Origin of the sequence: Paenibacillus silviterrae (genome assembly GCF_030167925.1) — a bacterium.
In the GTDB taxonomy this organism is placed as follows: Bacteria; Bacillota; Bacilli; order Paenibacillales; family NBRC-103111; genus Paenibacillus_G; species Paenibacillus_G silviterrae.
The window spans coordinates 735,492-751,326 of sequence record NZ_JASKUT010000001.1; the positions used below are offsets into that span (position 1 = coordinate 735,492).

The 15,835-nt window shown below is 54.1% G+C and carries 17 protein-coding genes and 1 other annotated feature (1 of these 18 running past the window's edge); of the genes, 16 read left to right on the forward strand and 1 reads right to left on the reverse strand.

What is annotated here, in order from left to right; all coding sequences use genetic code 11:
• Window positions 1-5: 5 nt before the first annotated feature.
• Window positions 6-1,268 (reverse strand): glucuronate isomerase, encoded by a 1,263-nt coding sequence (locus QMO62_RS02980; RefSeq protein WP_284638632.1) that lies wholly within the window; start codon window positions 1,266-1,268, stop codon window positions 6-8.
• 422 nt (window positions 1,269-1,690) lie between these two features.
• On the opposite strand from QMO62_RS02980, the gene QMO62_RS02985 reads away from it, so the two are divergent.
• The 16 genes from QMO62_RS02985 to QMO62_RS03060 all read left to right on the forward strand — a co-directional run bounded on the left by QMO62_RS02985 (window position 1,691) and on the right by QMO62_RS03060 (window position 15,430).
• Window positions 1,691-2,554 carry a DUF421 domain-containing protein gene (locus tag QMO62_RS02985; protein ID WP_284638633.1) on the forward strand — a complete coding sequence of 288 codons (864 nt, stop codon included), beginning with the start codon at window positions 1,691-1,693 and terminating at the stop codon, window positions 2,552-2,554.
• 30 nt (window positions 2,555-2,584) lie between these two features.
• Window positions 2,585-3,067 (forward strand): stage V sporulation protein AC, encoded by a 483-nt coding sequence (gene spoVAC / locus QMO62_RS02990; protein WP_284638634.1) that lies wholly within the window; start codon window positions 2,585-2,587, stop codon window positions 3,065-3,067.
• On the forward strand, window positions 3,068-4,087 hold the full coding sequence (gene spoVAD, locus QMO62_RS02995) for a stage V sporulation protein AD (protein WP_284638635.1): 1,020 nt from the start codon (window positions 3,068-3,070) through the stop codon (window positions 4,085-4,087).
• Window positions 4,084-4,449, forward strand: coding sequence for a stage V sporulation protein AE (gene spoVAE / locus QMO62_RS03000; protein ID WP_284638636.1), 366 nt, complete (start codon window positions 4,084-4,086; stop codon window positions 4,447-4,449). Before spoVAD ends, spoVAE begins: the two co-directional genes overlap by 4 nt.
• 282 nt (window positions 4,450-4,731) lie before the next feature.
• Entirely contained in the window at window positions 4,732-5,691 is a 960-nt protein-coding gene (locus QMO62_RS03005; RefSeq protein WP_284638637.1) for an AAA family ATPase, read from the forward strand.
• A gap of 2 nt (window positions 5,692-5,693) precedes the next feature.
• On the forward strand, window positions 5,694-6,944 hold the full coding sequence (locus QMO62_RS03010; RefSeq protein ID WP_284638638.1) for a DUF58 domain-containing protein: 1,251 nt from the start codon (window positions 5,694-5,696) through the stop codon (window positions 6,942-6,944).
• Complete coding sequence (locus QMO62_RS03015) at window positions 6,941-9,160, forward strand: transglutaminase TgpA family protein (protein WP_284638639.1); 2,220 nt, start codon at window positions 6,941-6,943, stop codon at window positions 9,158-9,160. The genes QMO62_RS03010 and QMO62_RS03015 overlap by 4 nt, the downstream gene beginning before the upstream one ends.
• A 117-nt stretch (window positions 9,161-9,277) precedes the next feature.
• Complete coding sequence (locus QMO62_RS03020) at window positions 9,278-9,772, forward strand: YqeG family HAD IIIA-type phosphatase (protein ID WP_284638640.1); 495 nt, start codon at window positions 9,278-9,280, stop codon at window positions 9,770-9,772.
• 8 nt (window positions 9,773-9,780) lie between these two features.
• Window positions 9,781-10,902, forward strand: coding sequence for a ribosome biogenesis GTPase YqeH (yqeH, locus tag QMO62_RS03025; protein WP_284638641.1), 1,122 nt, complete (start codon window positions 9,781-9,783; stop codon window positions 10,900-10,902).
• Between the two features lie 28 nt (window positions 10,903-10,930).
• Window positions 10,931-11,788 (forward strand): shikimate dehydrogenase, encoded by an 858-nt coding sequence (gene aroE / locus QMO62_RS03030; protein ID WP_284638642.1) that lies wholly within the window; start codon window positions 10,931-10,933, stop codon window positions 11,786-11,788.
• 35 nt (window positions 11,789-11,823) lie between these two features.
• Window positions 11,824-12,117, forward strand: coding sequence for a ribosome assembly RNA-binding protein YhbY (gene yhbY, locus QMO62_RS03035; RefSeq protein ID WP_284638643.1), 294 nt, complete (start codon window positions 11,824-11,826; stop codon window positions 12,115-12,117).
• Between the two features lie 30 nt (window positions 12,118-12,147).
• Window positions 12,148-12,735, forward strand: a complete 588-nt coding sequence (locus QMO62_RS03040; RefSeq protein WP_284638644.1) for a nicotinate-nucleotide adenylyltransferase — start codon at window positions 12,148-12,150, stop codon at window positions 12,733-12,735.
• Window positions 12,725-13,303, forward strand: coding sequence for a bis(5'-nucleosyl)-tetraphosphatase (symmetrical) YqeK (gene yqeK, locus QMO62_RS03045; protein ID WP_284638645.1), 579 nt, complete (start codon window positions 12,725-12,727; stop codon window positions 13,301-13,303). The genes QMO62_RS03040 and yqeK overlap by 11 nt, the downstream gene beginning before the upstream one ends.
• A 49-nt stretch (window positions 13,304-13,352) precedes the next feature.
• Window positions 13,353-13,700 carry a ribosome silencing factor gene (gene rsfS, locus QMO62_RS03050; protein ID WP_284638646.1) on the forward strand — a complete coding sequence of 116 codons (348 nt, stop codon included), beginning with the start codon at window positions 13,353-13,355 and terminating at the stop codon, window positions 13,698-13,700.
• Window positions 13,697-14,596 (forward strand): CvfB family protein, encoded by a 900-nt coding sequence (locus QMO62_RS03055; protein WP_284638647.1) that lies wholly within the window; start codon window positions 13,697-13,699, stop codon window positions 14,594-14,596. Before rsfS ends, QMO62_RS03055 begins: the two co-directional genes overlap by 4 nt.
• A 12-nt stretch (window positions 14,597-14,608) precedes the next feature.
• Entirely contained in the window at window positions 14,609-15,430 is an 822-nt protein-coding gene (locus tag QMO62_RS03060; RefSeq protein WP_284638648.1) for a class I SAM-dependent DNA methyltransferase, read from the forward strand.
• Window positions 15,431-15,723: 293 nt separating this feature from the next.
• Window positions 15,724-15,835: a binding site (T-box leader), on the forward strand; it runs 123 nt beyond the window's last position.

Sequence of the window (15,835 nt, forward strand, 5' to 3'; positions counted from 1 at the left end):
TTAGCTTATGCAGCACGGTCCGGCTTTCCGAGGAACTTCCAAAAGGTCCCGCCCAGCAGATCTTCTACATCCCGCTTGATCTCGTCCTCCTCAAGACGCCAGCCGGCGTCGAACAGATCGGCATATTTGTCGTACAACACCTTGGCAATGATGCCGCGCGAGTGGTCCCACTTGTATAACAGCTGGTCCAGGATCCGGCAATCGGAATGCTGCGGAATGATACTGCCGCCAAGCAGCTCGAAACGCATGCGGGTAATTTCCTCGATCAAGCTCGGATTGTTCAAGAACCACCAGCAGCCGAAGATCAGCAGATTGCGGTTTTTTCTTGCCGTGACGGCAAGCTCGTGCTGATTCTCGCGGGAGAGCATGGTGACGAGAAACTTCACATCCTGATATTTGCTGACGATGCGCTCGACCGTCCCGATATCGCTTTTGCCAAGGCTGTCTCCAGCATCCTTAAGAGACGGATTGACCTTGCGCTTCACGCCGATCATCATCGCGAACGGGATGGCCGCCTCACGGGCTACAGGGATAATACACTCGTCAATAATGCGTGCGCGGACCGAATCCTCCGGATAAGCAAAGTCATTCGGCAGCGATACGGCCATGTAGAGCGGATTCATCCGGGCGATCCAGTCCTTCAGGAAACGGCGTATTTCGGCAAGCGTGGAGCCGGACAGATCCTCCTTCACATCGTAGCCCTGCTCGGCCAGCTTCGGCCAAGTGCCGTCCCATAAATTAAGCAGCGGATCAATCCGCAGTGCCGCCAGGAAACGGGGATCAACGGACCCCCCTTCAGCCCAGCGCTCTCGCTCGTACGCGTCGAACGGATCGTTCGTCATGACGACGGTTTTCACCTTAGCAAGCTCCAGAATTCTGTCGATATACTCACTTGCACTCACATGGGCATAATAAGAGCGATACTCCTCCAAATCCCGCTTGCCGACATCGAACCCAAGCCGGTTTAATACCGTAACGACGCCGCGGCACGCTTCGCTGTAAGGGGTGTGCTCGATAAAGAGCGTCTGCCAGATCAGATCCGCCTGTTCCCGCTTGGTCATTTGCCAGAAGTCTTCATAGGATAAATCCTGTCTGTAGCGGAACGTCTCCGCAATCAAGTAATGATAGGTAAGCAGCTCATCCACCCCCCATAGCAACAGTTCCCCGAACGACTCGGCGAATAAATGGGTGTGAATGTCGGTAACCGGGGTATTCCGAACGGCTTCATGAACGAACTCAAGCAGCTGATCCTTCGACTGAATACTCATAAATGATGACGCCTCCTGCAAAATAAGATTATGTTAACGTGAACAATGACGTTATTATAACACGATTGCCAATCCATGGTATAGAGATAGGCAGGTGCACAGCCCTTTTTTTTCGGAGCTGCATACGCTGTGATTAGTTGAACAATTAAATCGCCTGATGGGAGCGGTTCGTATGCATGCTCAAAGCTATGCAGTGATGGCCTTAGTGCTTTTCATCCTGCTCGTGATTTTATTGCTGATTGCCTTGTAATTGCCCGGGAAACCTCATCGGCCCTTGCGGAATTGTCTCCGAAGGGCTCTTTTTTATTTGCTTTGACGGATTACCAAGTAAAGTAAAACCTATCCAATAAATAACCAAGGCGCTTTTAGCAAATAATTAATTTTGTTGCATTGATTACTGAGTCTGTAAAGGAGCTCTTGCCGTGGAGGGTACGTTAAATATAGTCATCCGTTCCTTAGGAGCCTTGGTCATCTTGTTTGTGCTGGCGCGCGTTCGCGGGAAAAAGCAGATTTCCCAGCTCAGCTTTTTTGAATATGTCACCGGGATCACTTTGGGAGAGCTGGCCGGTTTTATGTCAACGGAGCTTGAAGCGCACTATTTTCACGGTATCGCGGCAATTCTGATATGGACGCTTATCCCCCTATGGATAGAGAAGCTCACTCTTCACAGCAAGTGGCTTCGCTGGCTTTTTGAAGGGAAAGAGACAGTCCTTATTGATAAAGGTAAAATTATTGACAAAAATCTGCTGAAAGAACATTTGACCATCGACGAGCTGCTTGAGGAATTGCGCAAAAAAAATACGTTTCGGGTGGCCGATGTGGAATTTGCTACGCTGGAGCCAAGCGGTGAAGTGAGTGTCATGCTGAAGAAAGGAAACCAGCCCCTTACTCCAAATGATATTAAGCTTCCGGTTAAGGCAGTGCATTCGCCGCATACCTTAATTCAAGACGGAGAATTGATGGACGACACTTTAGCTAAAATTGGCGTGACAAGGGAATGGGTCCTAAAGGAGCTGGACAAGCTAAACCTTACGTTAGATCAGGTTTTCTTCGGTCAGTTGGATACGGATGGGGGGCTTTACATTGACTTGTACAATGACGAGGCGGCTTCCATCCAGACGGCAACCAAGGACACGCTCCTGGAAGCAATGCAGGTATGTGAAGCGGAGCTGCTGAAATACCGCGATGCCTCCGCACCTTCAAAAGATGATATGAAGAAGTATGCTAGGCAAGCGGAACGACTCCAACAGCTTATTGCAGGCATGACGCCTGACGAATCCCGTTAAACCAAGAACGATAGAAGGAGAAGGATCAGTATGGCGACGAAAACAAAATCGAAAGGTTCATTGAATTGGTCGCATAAGGAATATCAGGCGTTTGCCAAGAAGAAGGAGCCGGCAAGACCTGTTTTCATGAACTGCGTTCGGGCATTTTTGGTTGGAGGCTTTATTTGCTTTCTTGGTCAGTGCATCACGCAGATGTATATTTCATGGTTCGGTTTCTCGGAGAAAACGGCAAATAACCCGACGGTGGCCACGTTGATTTTCATTTCTGTTTTATTAACGGGGTTTGGTGTATATGACAAAATCGCCCAATGGGCAGGCGCAGGTACGGCCGTGCCGGTCACAGGCTTTGCCAATTCCATGTCCTCCGCAGCCATAGAGCATCGCAGCGAGGGGCTGGTTCTCGGCGTCGGAGGGAACATGTTTAAGCTGGCAGGCTCCGTCATTGTTTATGGTACGGTCGCGGCATTCTTCATTGCTCTCGTACATCTTGCACTGGGGATGGGGTGGAAGTAAATGCACAAGGGTCAGCAAAGCTGGGAGTTTCGGAACAAGCCGGTCATCATCAGTTCGGCAACGGTGGTCGGCCCGGAGGAAGGCCGGGGTCCCCTAGGCGATCAGTTCGATGTGGTGCACGAGGACAATATTATCGGCCAGGCGAGCTGGGAGAAGGCCGAGAAGGTCATGCTGGAGGAAGCGGCCAAGCTCGCTGTCGAACACTCGGGGTTGTCCAATGATCAGATACAGTTCTATGTGGGCGGGGATTTACTGAATCAGATCATCAGCAACAGCTTCGCCGTCCGTTCGATGAAAATTCCTTACCTTGGGATCTTCGGCGCTTGCTCCACATCCATGGAGGGCTTGGCGATTGCTTCGATGATTGTGGACGGAGGCTACGGCACCCATGTGATGGCGGCAACGTGCAGCCATAACAGCACGGCGGAGAAGCAATTCCGTTATCCGACCGAATACGGCTCTCAGAAGCCGCCGACTGCGCAGTATACGGTCACAGGGGCCGGCGCTGCGATTATTGCCAAGGAGGGCCGGGGGCCTGTGGTGACCGGCGCTACGATCGGCCGCATCGTTGATTTAGGCATTAAGGATCCCTTCAATATGGGAGGCGCGATGGCACCGGCGGCGGTGGATACGATTACGGCTCACTTCCGCGATTTTGAGCGTGAGCCGGGCTATTATGATCTTATTGTGACGGGTGATTTGGCCAAGGTCGGATTTGATATCGCCAGCGATCTCTTGATGGAGCAAGGGGTGGCCATGGATCAAACGAGATTTCGCGATTGCGGCCTGATGATCTTCGACGTTGAGAATCAGCCGGTGCAAGCCGGGGGAAGCGGCTGTGCCTGCTCGGCAACGGTGACGTACGGTCATATTCTGAAAAAGCTAAAGCGCGGCGAGCTGCATCGGGTACTGGTCGTTGCTACGGGTGCACTGCTTTCTCCGCTATCCTTCCAGCAAGGGGAGAGCATCCCATGTATCGCACATGCAGTAGCTATAGAAAGCGGGGGGCATCACGAATGACATTTCTATGGGCTTTTATATGCGGAGGAGCCATTTGTGTTCTTGGGCAGCTGATGATGGACGTCGGGCGGCTGACTCCGGCGCACACGATGAGCACGCTCGTGGTGCTGGGTGCGATTGTCGACGGCATTTGGGTCGGCGACGTCAGCTTATACGACCGATTCATCGCTTTTGCCGGTGCAGGAGCGTCAGTGCCGATAACAAGCTTTGGCAATGCTTTGGTGCACGGGGCCATGTCCGAGCTGGAGCGCAGCGGTCCGATCGGTATTATCACGGGTATCTTTCAGGTGACCAGCGGAGGCATTTCGGCAGCGATCATTTTCTCCTTCCTTGCAGCACTGGTCTTCAAGCCGCAAGGATAACGGCAAGACGATAACAAGAGCCTCAAAGGAACCGCCAAAGCGGTGCTTTGAGGCTCTTTTCCATAGGAATCACAGAAAGCCGCGGGAAATATGGCATAAATGTGTAATTATACAAACAATTTCAGTATTTTTACACGTATACGGCGTTTTTTCGTTGCTGTAAAATGGAGAGTAAGCTTCTAGGAGTCTGCCCGCAGCTAGAATGGAAAACCTTTTGAACGGTTATTACGTAGTAGATGTTATGGACATGATGTGCATGATCTTACGGGGAGGCTGGAGACGATGGAAACCATGTTGAAAGAAGATGTGCAAGCGCTGCGGCGCATTCAAACGAATTTGGAATCATGCATCCTCGGGAAGACCGACGAAATTATGTTATTGCTGACGGCGATGATCGGCGGCGGTCATGTATTGCTGGAAGATGTGCCCGGAACCGGCAAAACGGTACTGATCAAGGCATTGGCCAAATCGATCAGCGGCCAGTTCCGTAGAATACAATGCAATCCCGATTTGCTGCCTACCGATATCACCGGAGTTTCGATCTATCATCCGAAGGATGAGGTGTTTATGTTCCGTCCGGGACCGATTATGACAAACATCCTGCTTGCCGATGAGATCAACCGGGCGACCACCAAGACCCAATCCGCTTTGCTCGAAGCGATGGAGGAGCGCCATATCTCGGTAGACGGAGAGACGCACGAGCTGCCGAAGCCCTTCCTGATGCTGGCGACCCAGAACCCTATCGACTTCGAAGGCACTTATATGCTGCCGGAGGCGCAGCTGGACCGGTTCATGATGAAGTTCAGCCTTGGCTATCCCGATGAAGCGACGGAAACCCGGATGATCGTATCCCAGAGCATTGTGCACCCGCTTGACGAACTGGAAGCGGTTGCGGAGGTGGATCAGATTTTGGCGCTGCAAAAGCAAGTTAAGCAGGTGCATTTGGAGGAAGCCGTGGCCGGCTACTTGGTCAGTATCGTTCGAGCTACGCGCGAGCATCCTTCGATCTATCTCGGCGCCAGTCCCCGCGCAACCATGGCGCTCGTTCAAGCTTCCAAGGCGTATGCGCTGCTGCAGGAACGCGATTATGTTATCCCTGACGATATTAAGTTCCTTGCTCCCTATGTCCTCGGGCACCGAATCATATTGCAGGCGGAAGCGCGAATGGAAGGGGCGACGGTTGGCACGGTGCTGCAGTCCGTCTTTCAGCAGGTACGAGTGCCTGTCCGGTGGGAGAAATAATCATGATGAAATCCATCTTCGCTCATGGCCAAGCGGAACGTCCGCGGCTCAGCGCGAAATTCTGGAGCGTGCTCGCGGCCTTCGCGGGCAGCTTGGGATTCCTGCTGTTTCAGGGCGGGAAGCTGGCGTTCATGCTATTTGTCATCATTACTCTTCTTAGTATTTATTTATTGCTCGGACAGTGGAGCGGAATTAAGCGGACTCAGGGTCACCGCACCTTAAGCAGCAGTGAGTACGGCACGACCATTGAGGCCGGAAGCTCAGTCGGAGTCGCGATAGATTTGCAAATCCCCGGCTTTTGGCCGATGCCTTATATTTTTGTGAAGGATCGGCTCGTGCATAAGAATGGCATTGAGCTTGTCTTTGAAACGACGATCGTACCGGATTGGCGGCGCCGGGGACAGTGGGAGTACAAAACGCCCGCGCTGCGCCGCGGCATGTATTCCTTCGGTCGGACCGAGTGCGTGACGGAGGATATATTCGGGCTTTTCGAGCATAGCGGAGCTCTTGATTTGCCGCAGACGATCGCCGTGCTGCCGCAAACCGTACCGATTCGCGAGTGGCAGCAGTTCCACCAGATGATGAAAGGAACGAACCATCACTCGACGACCACCCGGGCGGTTCGTGAAACAACCCAAATCAACGGCGTGCGTGAATATATTTACGGAGACCGTTTGTCCCGAATCCACTGGAATGCAACGGCGAAGACGGGCACGTGGAAGTCGAAAGAGTTTGAGCGGGAATCGCTGCCTAAGACGTATTTGGTTCTTGATCGCCAGCAACGGGTGTACGAAGCCGAAGAGCTATTCGAGCTATCCGTCTCCGTAGCAGCTTCGCTGTTCCAATACGGGGCGCACCGCGGTCTGTCGCTCGGCCTCATCTCGCACGGGTCGGACGACGTTTATTTCGAGCCCAAGCTCGGGCAAAATCAGCTGAAGGCCGTTATGCAGCACTGTGTGGAAGTGGAGTCCGACGGAGCTTATACGATTCGCCAGGTGCTGAAGGAGAAAGTGCAGGACATGGCGCCAGGTAGCTTCGTTGCTCTCATTACGCCGGTATCCGGGGAGCCGATGCTGCAGATTATGGGGTGGCTGAAGCAGATGCAGCTGAATCCCTGTCATTTTTGGATCGGACCGGAGCTCAAAGGGAAAGAAGCTTGGCTCAAGCAGCTTCAAAGCAGAGGCATGGCGGGCTATGCCATCTCCTCGCTGGCTGAATTGCCGGTGGCGTTAGGAGGTCGGAGTGCCGTATGACGGAATCGAAAAGCATACTGCGCAAGCTGTTTTTTACCGATTGGACACATCGCTTGACCGTTTTGCTTAGCGGGGTGTTTTTGCTCCAGTTTGTTTCGTGGATTTCCAAAGAGGACGGCGTCTGGCTGCCCGAAACGGTACTGATTGTTCAGCTTGTTCTGCTCGCTACCTTTGTTTGGGAGCATGTGCCGAAGCTGCACTGGCTTCTGAGAGGAGGGCTGCAGCTCATCTCCGTGATCTGGATTAACGTGGCTGTGCTGGAGAGGTTTAAGGTCGTCGAGCCGATGACGCTCGGCAGCTTCTTGTCCTCCAAGCTCTTCTTGAACCTCTACGAGCTGACGCCTTATTTATGGTTCGGCCTAGGCACATGGGTAGTTTATCTCACAGTCATCTGGTGGGTCGAAGTGAAGTGGCGGGTTTACGCATTAATGCTGATTGGTGTTATGGCGCTCTGTATCCGCGATTCCTTTTCCATGATTTATTTGTGGACCGAGGTCGCGTTTGTCGTAGGCTCTGGGCTGTTTTTGCTGATCCTATGTCATTTCTCGCAGCTTCGCCGGAAGGACCCGTCTGCATGGGGCTACCTGGCCGAATATCCGTCCTCCATCGCGATTCCGGTTATAGGGCTGATTACGCTCACTGTAACGGCTGGAGCGCTTATGCCGGAGGTAGGGCCGCTTATGACCGATCCGTACACGGCGTGGAGACAGCTGCGAGGCGAGCCGATGAACTTCACCACGGGCAAAGGCGTGCTCGTTGCTCCGGGCCTCGCAGGGGATTCCTCCTCAGGCTACAGCAGGAACGACTCTTCGCTTGGCGGAGGCTTCCAGTTCGATTATTCGCCCGTTATGACGGTGGATACGACTCATCGCAGCTATTGGCGCGGGGAGGTTCGATCTCTTTATTCCGGCCGCGGCTGGGAAGAGAGCGATTCGGAGCGGCGGGCGGCATCCGTTCCCGTCAGGGCCGACAGTGTGCTGCCGGCGGACAGCAGGCAGCCTGCAGGGAAGCTTCAGACGGTAGAGGTCACCCAGACCGTCACCATGATGAACGAGGAGAAATATCCGGTGTTATTCGGAGCTTTCTCCATTCAGAAGGTGACGGACATCAATGGAGCCAAGACCGGCTTTGAAGCGATGCAGTGGACGGCCCAGCAAGCGGAGCTGCAATTCAACGAACGGCAGCCGTTTCCCAAAACATATCAGGTCGTATCCCAAATGCCTGTCATCGATGAGGAGCTGCTGCGCAAAGCGCCTGACGTACCGAACAAAACGGACTTTGCCGACTATCTGCAGCTGCCGGAAGGCTTGCCGGCACGAGTGCGCCAGCTGGCGGCGGATGTTACGAAAAGCGGATCGACGCCTTACGATAAGGCGAAGCTCCTCGAGCAGTATTTGCAATCCTCGTTTCCCTACAACAATCAGCCGGACCTTTCCAAAGGACGCAGCCGTGACTTCGTCGATCGGTTTCTGTTCGAAATTAAGGAAGGCTATTGCGACTACTTCTCGTCGGCCATGGCTGTCATGGCTCGGTCCGTAGGCTTGCCGACCCGCTGGGTCAAGGGCTATGCTTCCGGCACCACGCTCATTGACGAGGAGCTGCTAGGCTTTTTGCCGGAGGAGGCGCTCAATCCAGATGCCGGCGGTGTCTATACCGTTCGCAATTCCGATGCGCATTCCTGGGTTGAGGTGTACTTCAGCGGTTACGGCTGGGTGCCGTTCGAGCCGACGGCCGGATTCGTGCTGCCACGGGCTACGCTTGCGCCTGAGCTGCAGCCGGATCTGGCGGTAGAAGCCGCAACAACGCCGGAGGACACTGCGGCTGAGGCTTCTGTCGTGGAGCCGCATCATGTGGCTTACGGCGGAATGGTTGCCGCAGCTGCAGCTGTTGCAGCATTCCTCGCTTGGAGATTCCAAGTGCCGGAGCTGCTCCGGGAGCGTGCCCGGAGACGCCGGGCCTCTCTGCTGAAGCAAAAAATCATCGTCGAGTGCGAGCGGATGCTGCGTATCCTGAGGCGTAACGGCTATGTGCGAGAGGATTACGAAACGCTGCGGGAAGCGGTTCGCCGCTGGACGAAGCAGAGCAAATGGATGTCGGCGGATCTCGAGAGCGTGCTGAATACGTTCGAGAAGGCCAAGTACAGTAAAGCGGAAGTGACGGAAGAGGATTACAGGGTGACCGCTTCGATAGTGGAGAAGCTGCGGTCGCAGATGTAGAAGCAGGAGGCGGCTCCATAAGATAACCGCTTATGGGGCCGGCCTCTTTTTTTGCAACAAAAAGGACAATTATGGTATAGTTTGACGTAGAAAGCCAATATCCTGAGGTGAACGTTATTGCTCAAGAAGCTGAAGCCAGATGAGCAGGTCAAAACGATATTCGATATAGATCTGCATACATTGTTTAAGCAGGGATTTCGCGGTATTATTACGGATTTGGACAATACGCTGGTCGGGGCGAAGGCGCCGCTGGCAACACCCGAGCTGATCGATTGGCTGAAGGTTGTCAGTCAAATCGGCTTCCAGGTAGTGATCGTCTCGAACAATCACCGGGTACGCGTGTCCGCATTCGCAGAGCCGCTGTCCCTGCCTTTTATTTACCGGGCGAAGAAGCCGATCGGCGCATCGTTTCGCAGAGCTCTGCACATGATGAACCTGAAGCCGGAGCAGACGATTATGATCGGGGATCAGCTGCTGACCGATGTGTTTGGCGGCAACCGGCTCGGACTGCATACGATCCTGGTCAGTCCCATCGAGCTGAAGGACGAAGGCCTGTTCACCAAGATCGTGAACCGCAATATCGAGAAAGCCATCACGCTTATGAAGAGGTAGGATGCAAGATGACGGAAATGCTTACGGATAAAAAAAACTGCGCAGGCTGCGGGGTCTCCATACAGACCGAGCATGCGGACCGCATCGGCTATGTGCCGGAGAAGGCCCTGGAGAGGGACCCGATCATATGTCAGCGATGCTTTCGCATCAAGAACTATAACGAGGCTTCCAGCGCAACCTTGAACCAGGACGATTTTCTGCGGCTCTTGAGCCATGTCGGATCGACGGAATCGCTCGTGGTCAATATCGTCGATATTTTCGACTTTGAAGGCAGCATGATCAGCGGACTTTCCCGGTTTGTCGTAAACAATCCGATTGTGCTTGTGGTGAATAAGATCGACCTGCTGCCGAAGGTGACGAATATGAACCGTCTTGTCAACTGGGTTCGTCGCCAAGCGAAGGAAGCGGGCTTGAAGGTTGTTGAGGTCGTGCTTTGCTCGGCCAAGAAGAACATGGGCTTCGAGCGGGTGCTGGAAGCGTTGGACGAAAACCGGGACGGCAAAAATATTTATGTCGTCGGTGCCACCAATGTCGGCAAGTCCACGCTCATCAACCGTCTTATCCGGGATTACAGCGATCTGGAGGCCGAGCTGACCGTATCGCAATATCCGGGCACGACGCTGGATCTCGTCCGCATCCCGCTCGATGACGGAACGGAAATCATCGATACGCCGGGCATTGTCTACAAGCACCGTTTAACGGAGCTTGTCGATAAGAAGGATTTGCATAAGCTGATGCCGGACAAGCCGGTCAAACCGCTCGTATATCAGTTGAACGCAAAACAGACGGTCTTCTTCGGAAGCTTGGTCCGTTTCGATTTTGTACAAGGAGAGCGTCAGTCGTTTACCTTCTACCTCTCGAACGCCATCGGAGCCCACCGGACGAAGCTGGAGCGGGCTGATGAGCTTTATGCGGAGCATAAGGGAACCCTCCTAACGCCGCCGAATGCCGCGGATCTCGAGGAGCTTCCGCCGCTGACCAAACATGCCATTCGCATTCCGAAGGGAACGCAGCAGGATATTTCGATTTCCGGCTTAGGCTGGGTGAAGGTTAACGGGGAGGCCGGAGCGGATCTTGTGATCCATGCACCTAAGGGAGTAAAGGTAGCGGTTAGAGAATCGCTGATTTAGCTTCAGGCTGTAACGGGGAGGATAAGCAATGAACCAGGGGAAAATCAACAGCTATACGACCATGTACGGTGTATTTGGAGATCCGATTCGGCACTCTAAGTCGCCCATCATGCTGAATCGTGCATTCGAGGCAGCGGGGCTCAATGCGGCATATGCAGCGTTTCATATATTGCCCGGGACGCTCAAGGATGCTGTAGCGGGCATTCGCGCTCTTCAGTTCCGCGGCGTCAACGTGACCATCCCGCACAAGGTGGAGGTCATGTCCTACTTGGATGAGATTGACGAAGGCGCAAGGATCATCGGAGCGGTGAACACGATTGTGAACGAGGGCGGGAAGCTGATCGGTTATAATACCGACGGGATCGGCTACGTCCGTTCGCTGAAGGAAGAGACAGGCATCGATTTGCAAGGCCGAACGGTGCTGATGCTCGGAGCGGGTGGCGCGGCAAGAGGTGTCGGCTATGCGCTCGCGAAGGAAGGCGTTTCGAAGCTCTATATCGCCAATCGGACGAAAGAAAAGGCGGTGGAGCTGGCTGCTTCGATGAGCTCCTTCTGCCAGACGATCGGTCTCGGCCTGAACGAAGTGGCCGCTGCCGCCGGAGAGGCTGCCTTGATTGTGAACAATACTTCTCTGGGCATGCATCCGAACGTCGATGAGGTTCCTATGGATACCTCGCTGATCGGTTCGGCTACGGTCGTAAGCGACCTCGTGTACAATCCGCTGACTACGCGCTTCCTTCGTGAAGCCGAGCAGCAGGGCGCGACCATACATAGCGGCTTGGGCATGTTTATATATCAGGGCGCCTATGCGTTCGAGTATTGGACGGGACAGCCGGCTCCGATTGCGGCGATGAGGGAAGTCGTTGTACAATCGTTCACCGATTAAAAGGACAAATTACGAGAGAATAGAGGCAGGACAACATGTTAACAGGCAAGCAAAAGCGTTACCTTCGTTCGCAGGCGCATCATCTGAACCCGATTTTTCAGGTCGGCAAGGGCGGTGTGAACGATCATCTGATCCGTCATATCAACGAGGCTCTGGAAGTACGTGAGCTCATTAAAGTGACAATTCTCAATAATGTTATGGAGGACCGGGCTGAGGTAGCTCAGCAGCTAGCGGAAGGCGCCGAAGCGGAGCTGGTCCAGCTAATCGGTAAAATTGTCGTGCTGTACAAGGAATCGAAGGAGCATAAGACAATCGAGCTTCCGGAGTAGTTCCGGATCGTACGGGAGCGGGGGAGAAGGATGAAGGTCGGCCTAATGGGAGGAACGTTTGACCCGATTCATAACGGTCATCTGATGGCGGCCCAAAGCGCGATGGAGTCGGAGGGACTTCAGGAGGTATGGTTCATGCCCACGAATGTGCCTCCGCATAAACCCAGGACGCAGGGAGCTTCGGCCGAGCAGCGCTGGGAGATGGTCTGTCTTGCAGTCGAAGGCCAGCCGGGGTTCAAGCCCGTGGATGTTGAGCTTCGCAAGGGCGGCGTTTCCTACAGCATTGACACCGTAACCCAGCTTCGGTCGGAGTATCCCGAGCATCAATTTTATTACATCATCGGTGCGGACATGGTCGGTTATTTACCGAAATGGTACAAGATCGAGGAGCTTGCCCGGCTCGTTACCTTCATTGGGCTGGAGCGCCCGGGCTACCGGGTGAATCCGTCTGAGCTGCCGGATGCCATCCGGAGTGCTGTCGTTGCCGCGGCCATGCCACAGATGGACATCTCCTCCACGGAGATTCGGAATCGCAGGCAGCAGGGCAAATCCATCCGTTACTGGGTGCCGGATCGGGTACAACAATATATCGAGGTGAACCGGTTGTATGAAGCGTGAGGAGCTTATCGAATCCGTCCGTTTCCAGATGCCGCCTAAGCGCTGGGAGCATACGCTCGGAGTGATGCAGACGGCCGTGAAGCTGGCCGGGCAGTATGGTGCAGACCCGGAGAAGGCGGAGCTTGCCTCCATTTTGCATGACGTATGTAAGTACTGGCCGGTGGAGGAGCAAGCGAAGGCGCTTCGGGACGTCAGCGACCCCGGGGATTGGCTGGACTACGATAAAGAGCTTTGGCATGCGCCGGCAGGAGCCATCGTAGCCAAGGAGCGATATGGCGTCACGGATGAGGATGTGTTACATGCCATCCGGTATCATACCTCCGGACGAATCGGCATGTCCCTGCTGGAGAAGATTGTGTGTCTTGCTGACTATATTGAGCCGGGCCGAGACTTTCCGGGTGTGAATAATATTCGTGAAATCGCCGAACATAGTGTAGAGAAGGCACTGGTTGCCGGCTTTGACGGCACCATCTCATTTTTGCTGGAAAAAGGAAAACGGATTTACCCGCTGACGGTGCTTGCACGTAACGGTTTGATTGAGGAGATCCAAGCAGCGGAGAAGCTATAGGACTCATAGGTGTGACATTTACATACTGATTTTTCTAGGAGGAAGCTTAATGACCATAACGCCAGAACAGTTGATGACACTCGCGGTCGACGCGGCGGAAGACAAGAAAGCGATGAATCTGGTAACCTTGAATTTGCGGGGAATCTCGCTCATTGCCGACTACTTCGTGATTTGTCACGGGAACTCGGAAACTCAGGTACAAGCGATCGCTACGGAAATCCGCAAAAAAGCCGAGGAGCAGGGGGTAAGAATCCGCGGCATGGAAGGGATGGATACGGCGCGCTGGGTGCTGCTCGATATGGGCGATGTCGTCGTTCATGTATTCCATAGGGACGATCGGGAGTATTACAACATCGAAAGGCTATGGTCCGACGCGAAAGTGGTAGAGCGGGTATGAGACTGGAGGCAGGTACCTTTGTCAAGCTGGAAATAGCCCGAGAGGTGTCACCCCACGGTTATTTCCTGTCGACGGGAGAGCAGGACGTGCTTCTGCATTATAGCGAGACGGTGGGAGAGGTACAGGTCGGCGATCAGGTTGAAGTGTTCCTGTTCTACGATACGGAGGACCGGCTTGCCGCCACGATGAAAAGGCCTCTCGTCACTCTGGGCGAAGTGGCGCTGCTTGAAGTCGTCGATCTGCATCCGCGCTTCGGCTGTTTCCTGGAAATGGGGCTTGGCCGCAACCTGCTGCTCCCGTTCAAGGAGCTTCCTGAGCTGCATGAGCTGAGACCTGAGGTCGGCGACAAGGTGTTTATCAGGCTGGCACATGACCGGCAAGGCCGGCTTGTCGCCAAGGTGGCCGGGGAGGAGGAGCTCCGTCCGCTTTGCTTTCCGGCTCCGGCGAGCTGGAGAAACAAGTGGGTCGATGCCCGTGTTTATAAGCCATTGCAGATGGGCACCTTCGTGGTATGCGACGGAGGCGTTGTCGGCTTTGGCGTCATCGGCATGATTCATGCTTCGGAGCGCACACAGCTGCTAAGGCTGGGCGAAGCCGTGAAGGTACGGGTTTCCTTCGTGAGGGAGGACGGCAACGTGAATTTGACGATGCGTCAAGCGAAGGAGCATGGCAGAGGGGACGATGCTGACAAGCTTCTGGCCTTTCTGCGGGAGCGTCCGAACGGAGCGATGCCGTACTCGGACGAAACGCCCGCGGATTTGATCAGCCAGCGCTTCGGCATCAGCAAATCCGCCTTCAAACGGGCCATGGGTAAGCTGATTAAGGAAGGTCTGGTGTATCAGGAAGGCAGCTGGACTTATTTGAAGCAGGACAAGGAACAACCGGTTTCCGAGTAGCACGGGAGCCGGTTGCTTTTTGTATCAAAGGAGGAACGGATGCTCATGGCTTATGAACAATTTGCTCACATATACGATCGTTTAATGGAGGATATGCCCTACGAGGAATGGCTGGCCTTTGCGAGGCAGTGCTGGCAGAAGCATGGGATGCCACGAACGGTAGCGGATTTGGGCTGCGGCACGGGGACGATTTCCATTCCGCTCGCGGAGCAGGGCTTAGAAGTGTTCGGCATTGACCTGTCGGAGGACATGCTGTCGATTGCGCAGCAGAAGGCGGAGGATGGGAAGCGGAAGTTTCCTGCGGGCGGTTCGGTTACCTGGCTGCAGCAGGACCTAAGGGATTGGGAGCTGGGAAGACCGGTAGACGCTGTGATTTCGTTCTGTGACTGTCTGAACTATGTGACGGAAGAAGAGGAGCTGGTGGAATCCTTTAAGCAAGCTTATGCGGGGTTGCGCGATGGCGGAGTATTCTGCTTTGACATGCATACCCGGCACCAGCTGCAATCATATGCGGAGGGCCAGCCCTACTTCCTGAACGACGATGATGTGGCTTACATTTGGACATGCGATTTCGATCCGGGTAAATGTGAGATCGAGCATGAGCTGACGATCTTTGTCCGGGAGGAGAGCTCTCTTGAATACGGCTCGGACGATGCGGTCACACCAAGGTTTCATCGGGTGGAGGAGCTTCATGTACAGCGGGCGTATGATCTCGGATGGGTGAAAGAGCGGCTGCGCGAGGCCGGCTTCCGCGAGGTGGAGTGTTACGGAGACTTTACGTGGTCTAAAGCGACGGAGCATACGCAGCGGGCGTTTTTTGTTGCGGTAAAATAAAGCGATTGATGGACAGGACGGCATTGCTTCCGTCCTATCCGCCTAAAGTATCTTTTACTAGGAAAGCCGTATCAGCAAATGGACGATGCAGAGGATGATGCCCCATAGAGGAAGCGATAAGGCGATTCCGTTGATGATCCCGTTCATTCGGTCTGGCTCCTTGTGTGAAAGTATTATGCTAGCAGTATGACCAAACAAGGGCATGGCTAAACTAGGAAAACAAGTACGGCACTCTGCAGGATACACTTGACACTGCGGGAGGATTTTACATATAATCTAATAAAGTTACACATGATGAAGCTGTGATAAGAAATAGTAGCGCTGTCCGCTATGCTTCAGAGAGCCGGTGCAAGGGTGCAAGCCGGTCATAGCGAGGTGTGAACTCATCTTGGAGCCAGAAGGTGA

Excerpts from the sequence above, each read along its gene's own strand:
- QMO62_RS02980 (WP_284638632.1), bottom strand. The coding sequence starts at position 1,268 with ATGAGTATTCAGTCGAAGGATCAGCTGCTTGAGTTCGTTCATGAAGCC.
- spoVAC (WP_284638634.1), top strand. The coding sequence starts at position 2,585 with ATGGCGACGAAAACAAAATCGAAAGGTTCATTGAATTGGTCGCATAAG.
- spoVAD (WP_284638635.1), top strand. The coding sequence starts at position 3,068 with ATGCACAAGGGTCAGCAAAGCTGGGAGTTTCGGAACAAGCCGGTCATC.
- spoVAE (WP_284638636.1), top strand. The coding sequence starts at position 4,084 with ATGACATTTCTATGGGCTTTTATATGCGGAGGAGCCATTTGTGTTCTT.
- QMO62_RS03005 (WP_284638637.1), top strand. The coding sequence starts at position 4,732 with ATGGAAACCATGTTGAAAGAAGATGTGCAAGCGCTGCGGCGCATTCAA.
- QMO62_RS03010 (WP_284638638.1), top strand. The coding sequence starts at position 5,694 with ATGATGAAATCCATCTTCGCTCATGGCCAAGCGGAACGTCCGCGGCTC.
- QMO62_RS03015 (WP_284638639.1), top strand. The coding sequence starts at position 6,941 with ATGACGGAATCGAAAAGCATACTGCGCAAGCTGTTTTTTACCGATTGG.
- yqeH (WP_284638641.1), top strand. The coding sequence starts at position 9,781 with ATGACGGAAATGCTTACGGATAAAAAAAACTGCGCAGGCTGCGGGGTC.
- aroE (WP_284638642.1), top strand. The coding sequence starts at position 10,931 with ATGAACCAGGGGAAAATCAACAGCTATACGACCATGTACGGTGTATTT.
- yhbY (WP_284638643.1), top strand. The coding sequence starts at position 11,824 with ATGTTAACAGGCAAGCAAAAGCGTTACCTTCGTTCGCAGGCGCATCAT.
- QMO62_RS03040 (WP_284638644.1), top strand. The coding sequence starts at position 12,148 with ATGAAGGTCGGCCTAATGGGAGGAACGTTTGACCCGATTCATAACGGT.
- yqeK (WP_284638645.1), top strand. The coding sequence starts at position 12,725 with ATGAAGCGTGAGGAGCTTATCGAATCCGTCCGTTTCCAGATGCCGCCT.
- rsfS (WP_284638646.1), top strand. The coding sequence starts at position 13,353 with ATGACCATAACGCCAGAACAGTTGATGACACTCGCGGTCGACGCGGCG.
- QMO62_RS03055 (WP_284638647.1), top strand. The coding sequence starts at position 13,697 with ATGAGACTGGAGGCAGGTACCTTTGTCAAGCTGGAAATAGCCCGAGAG.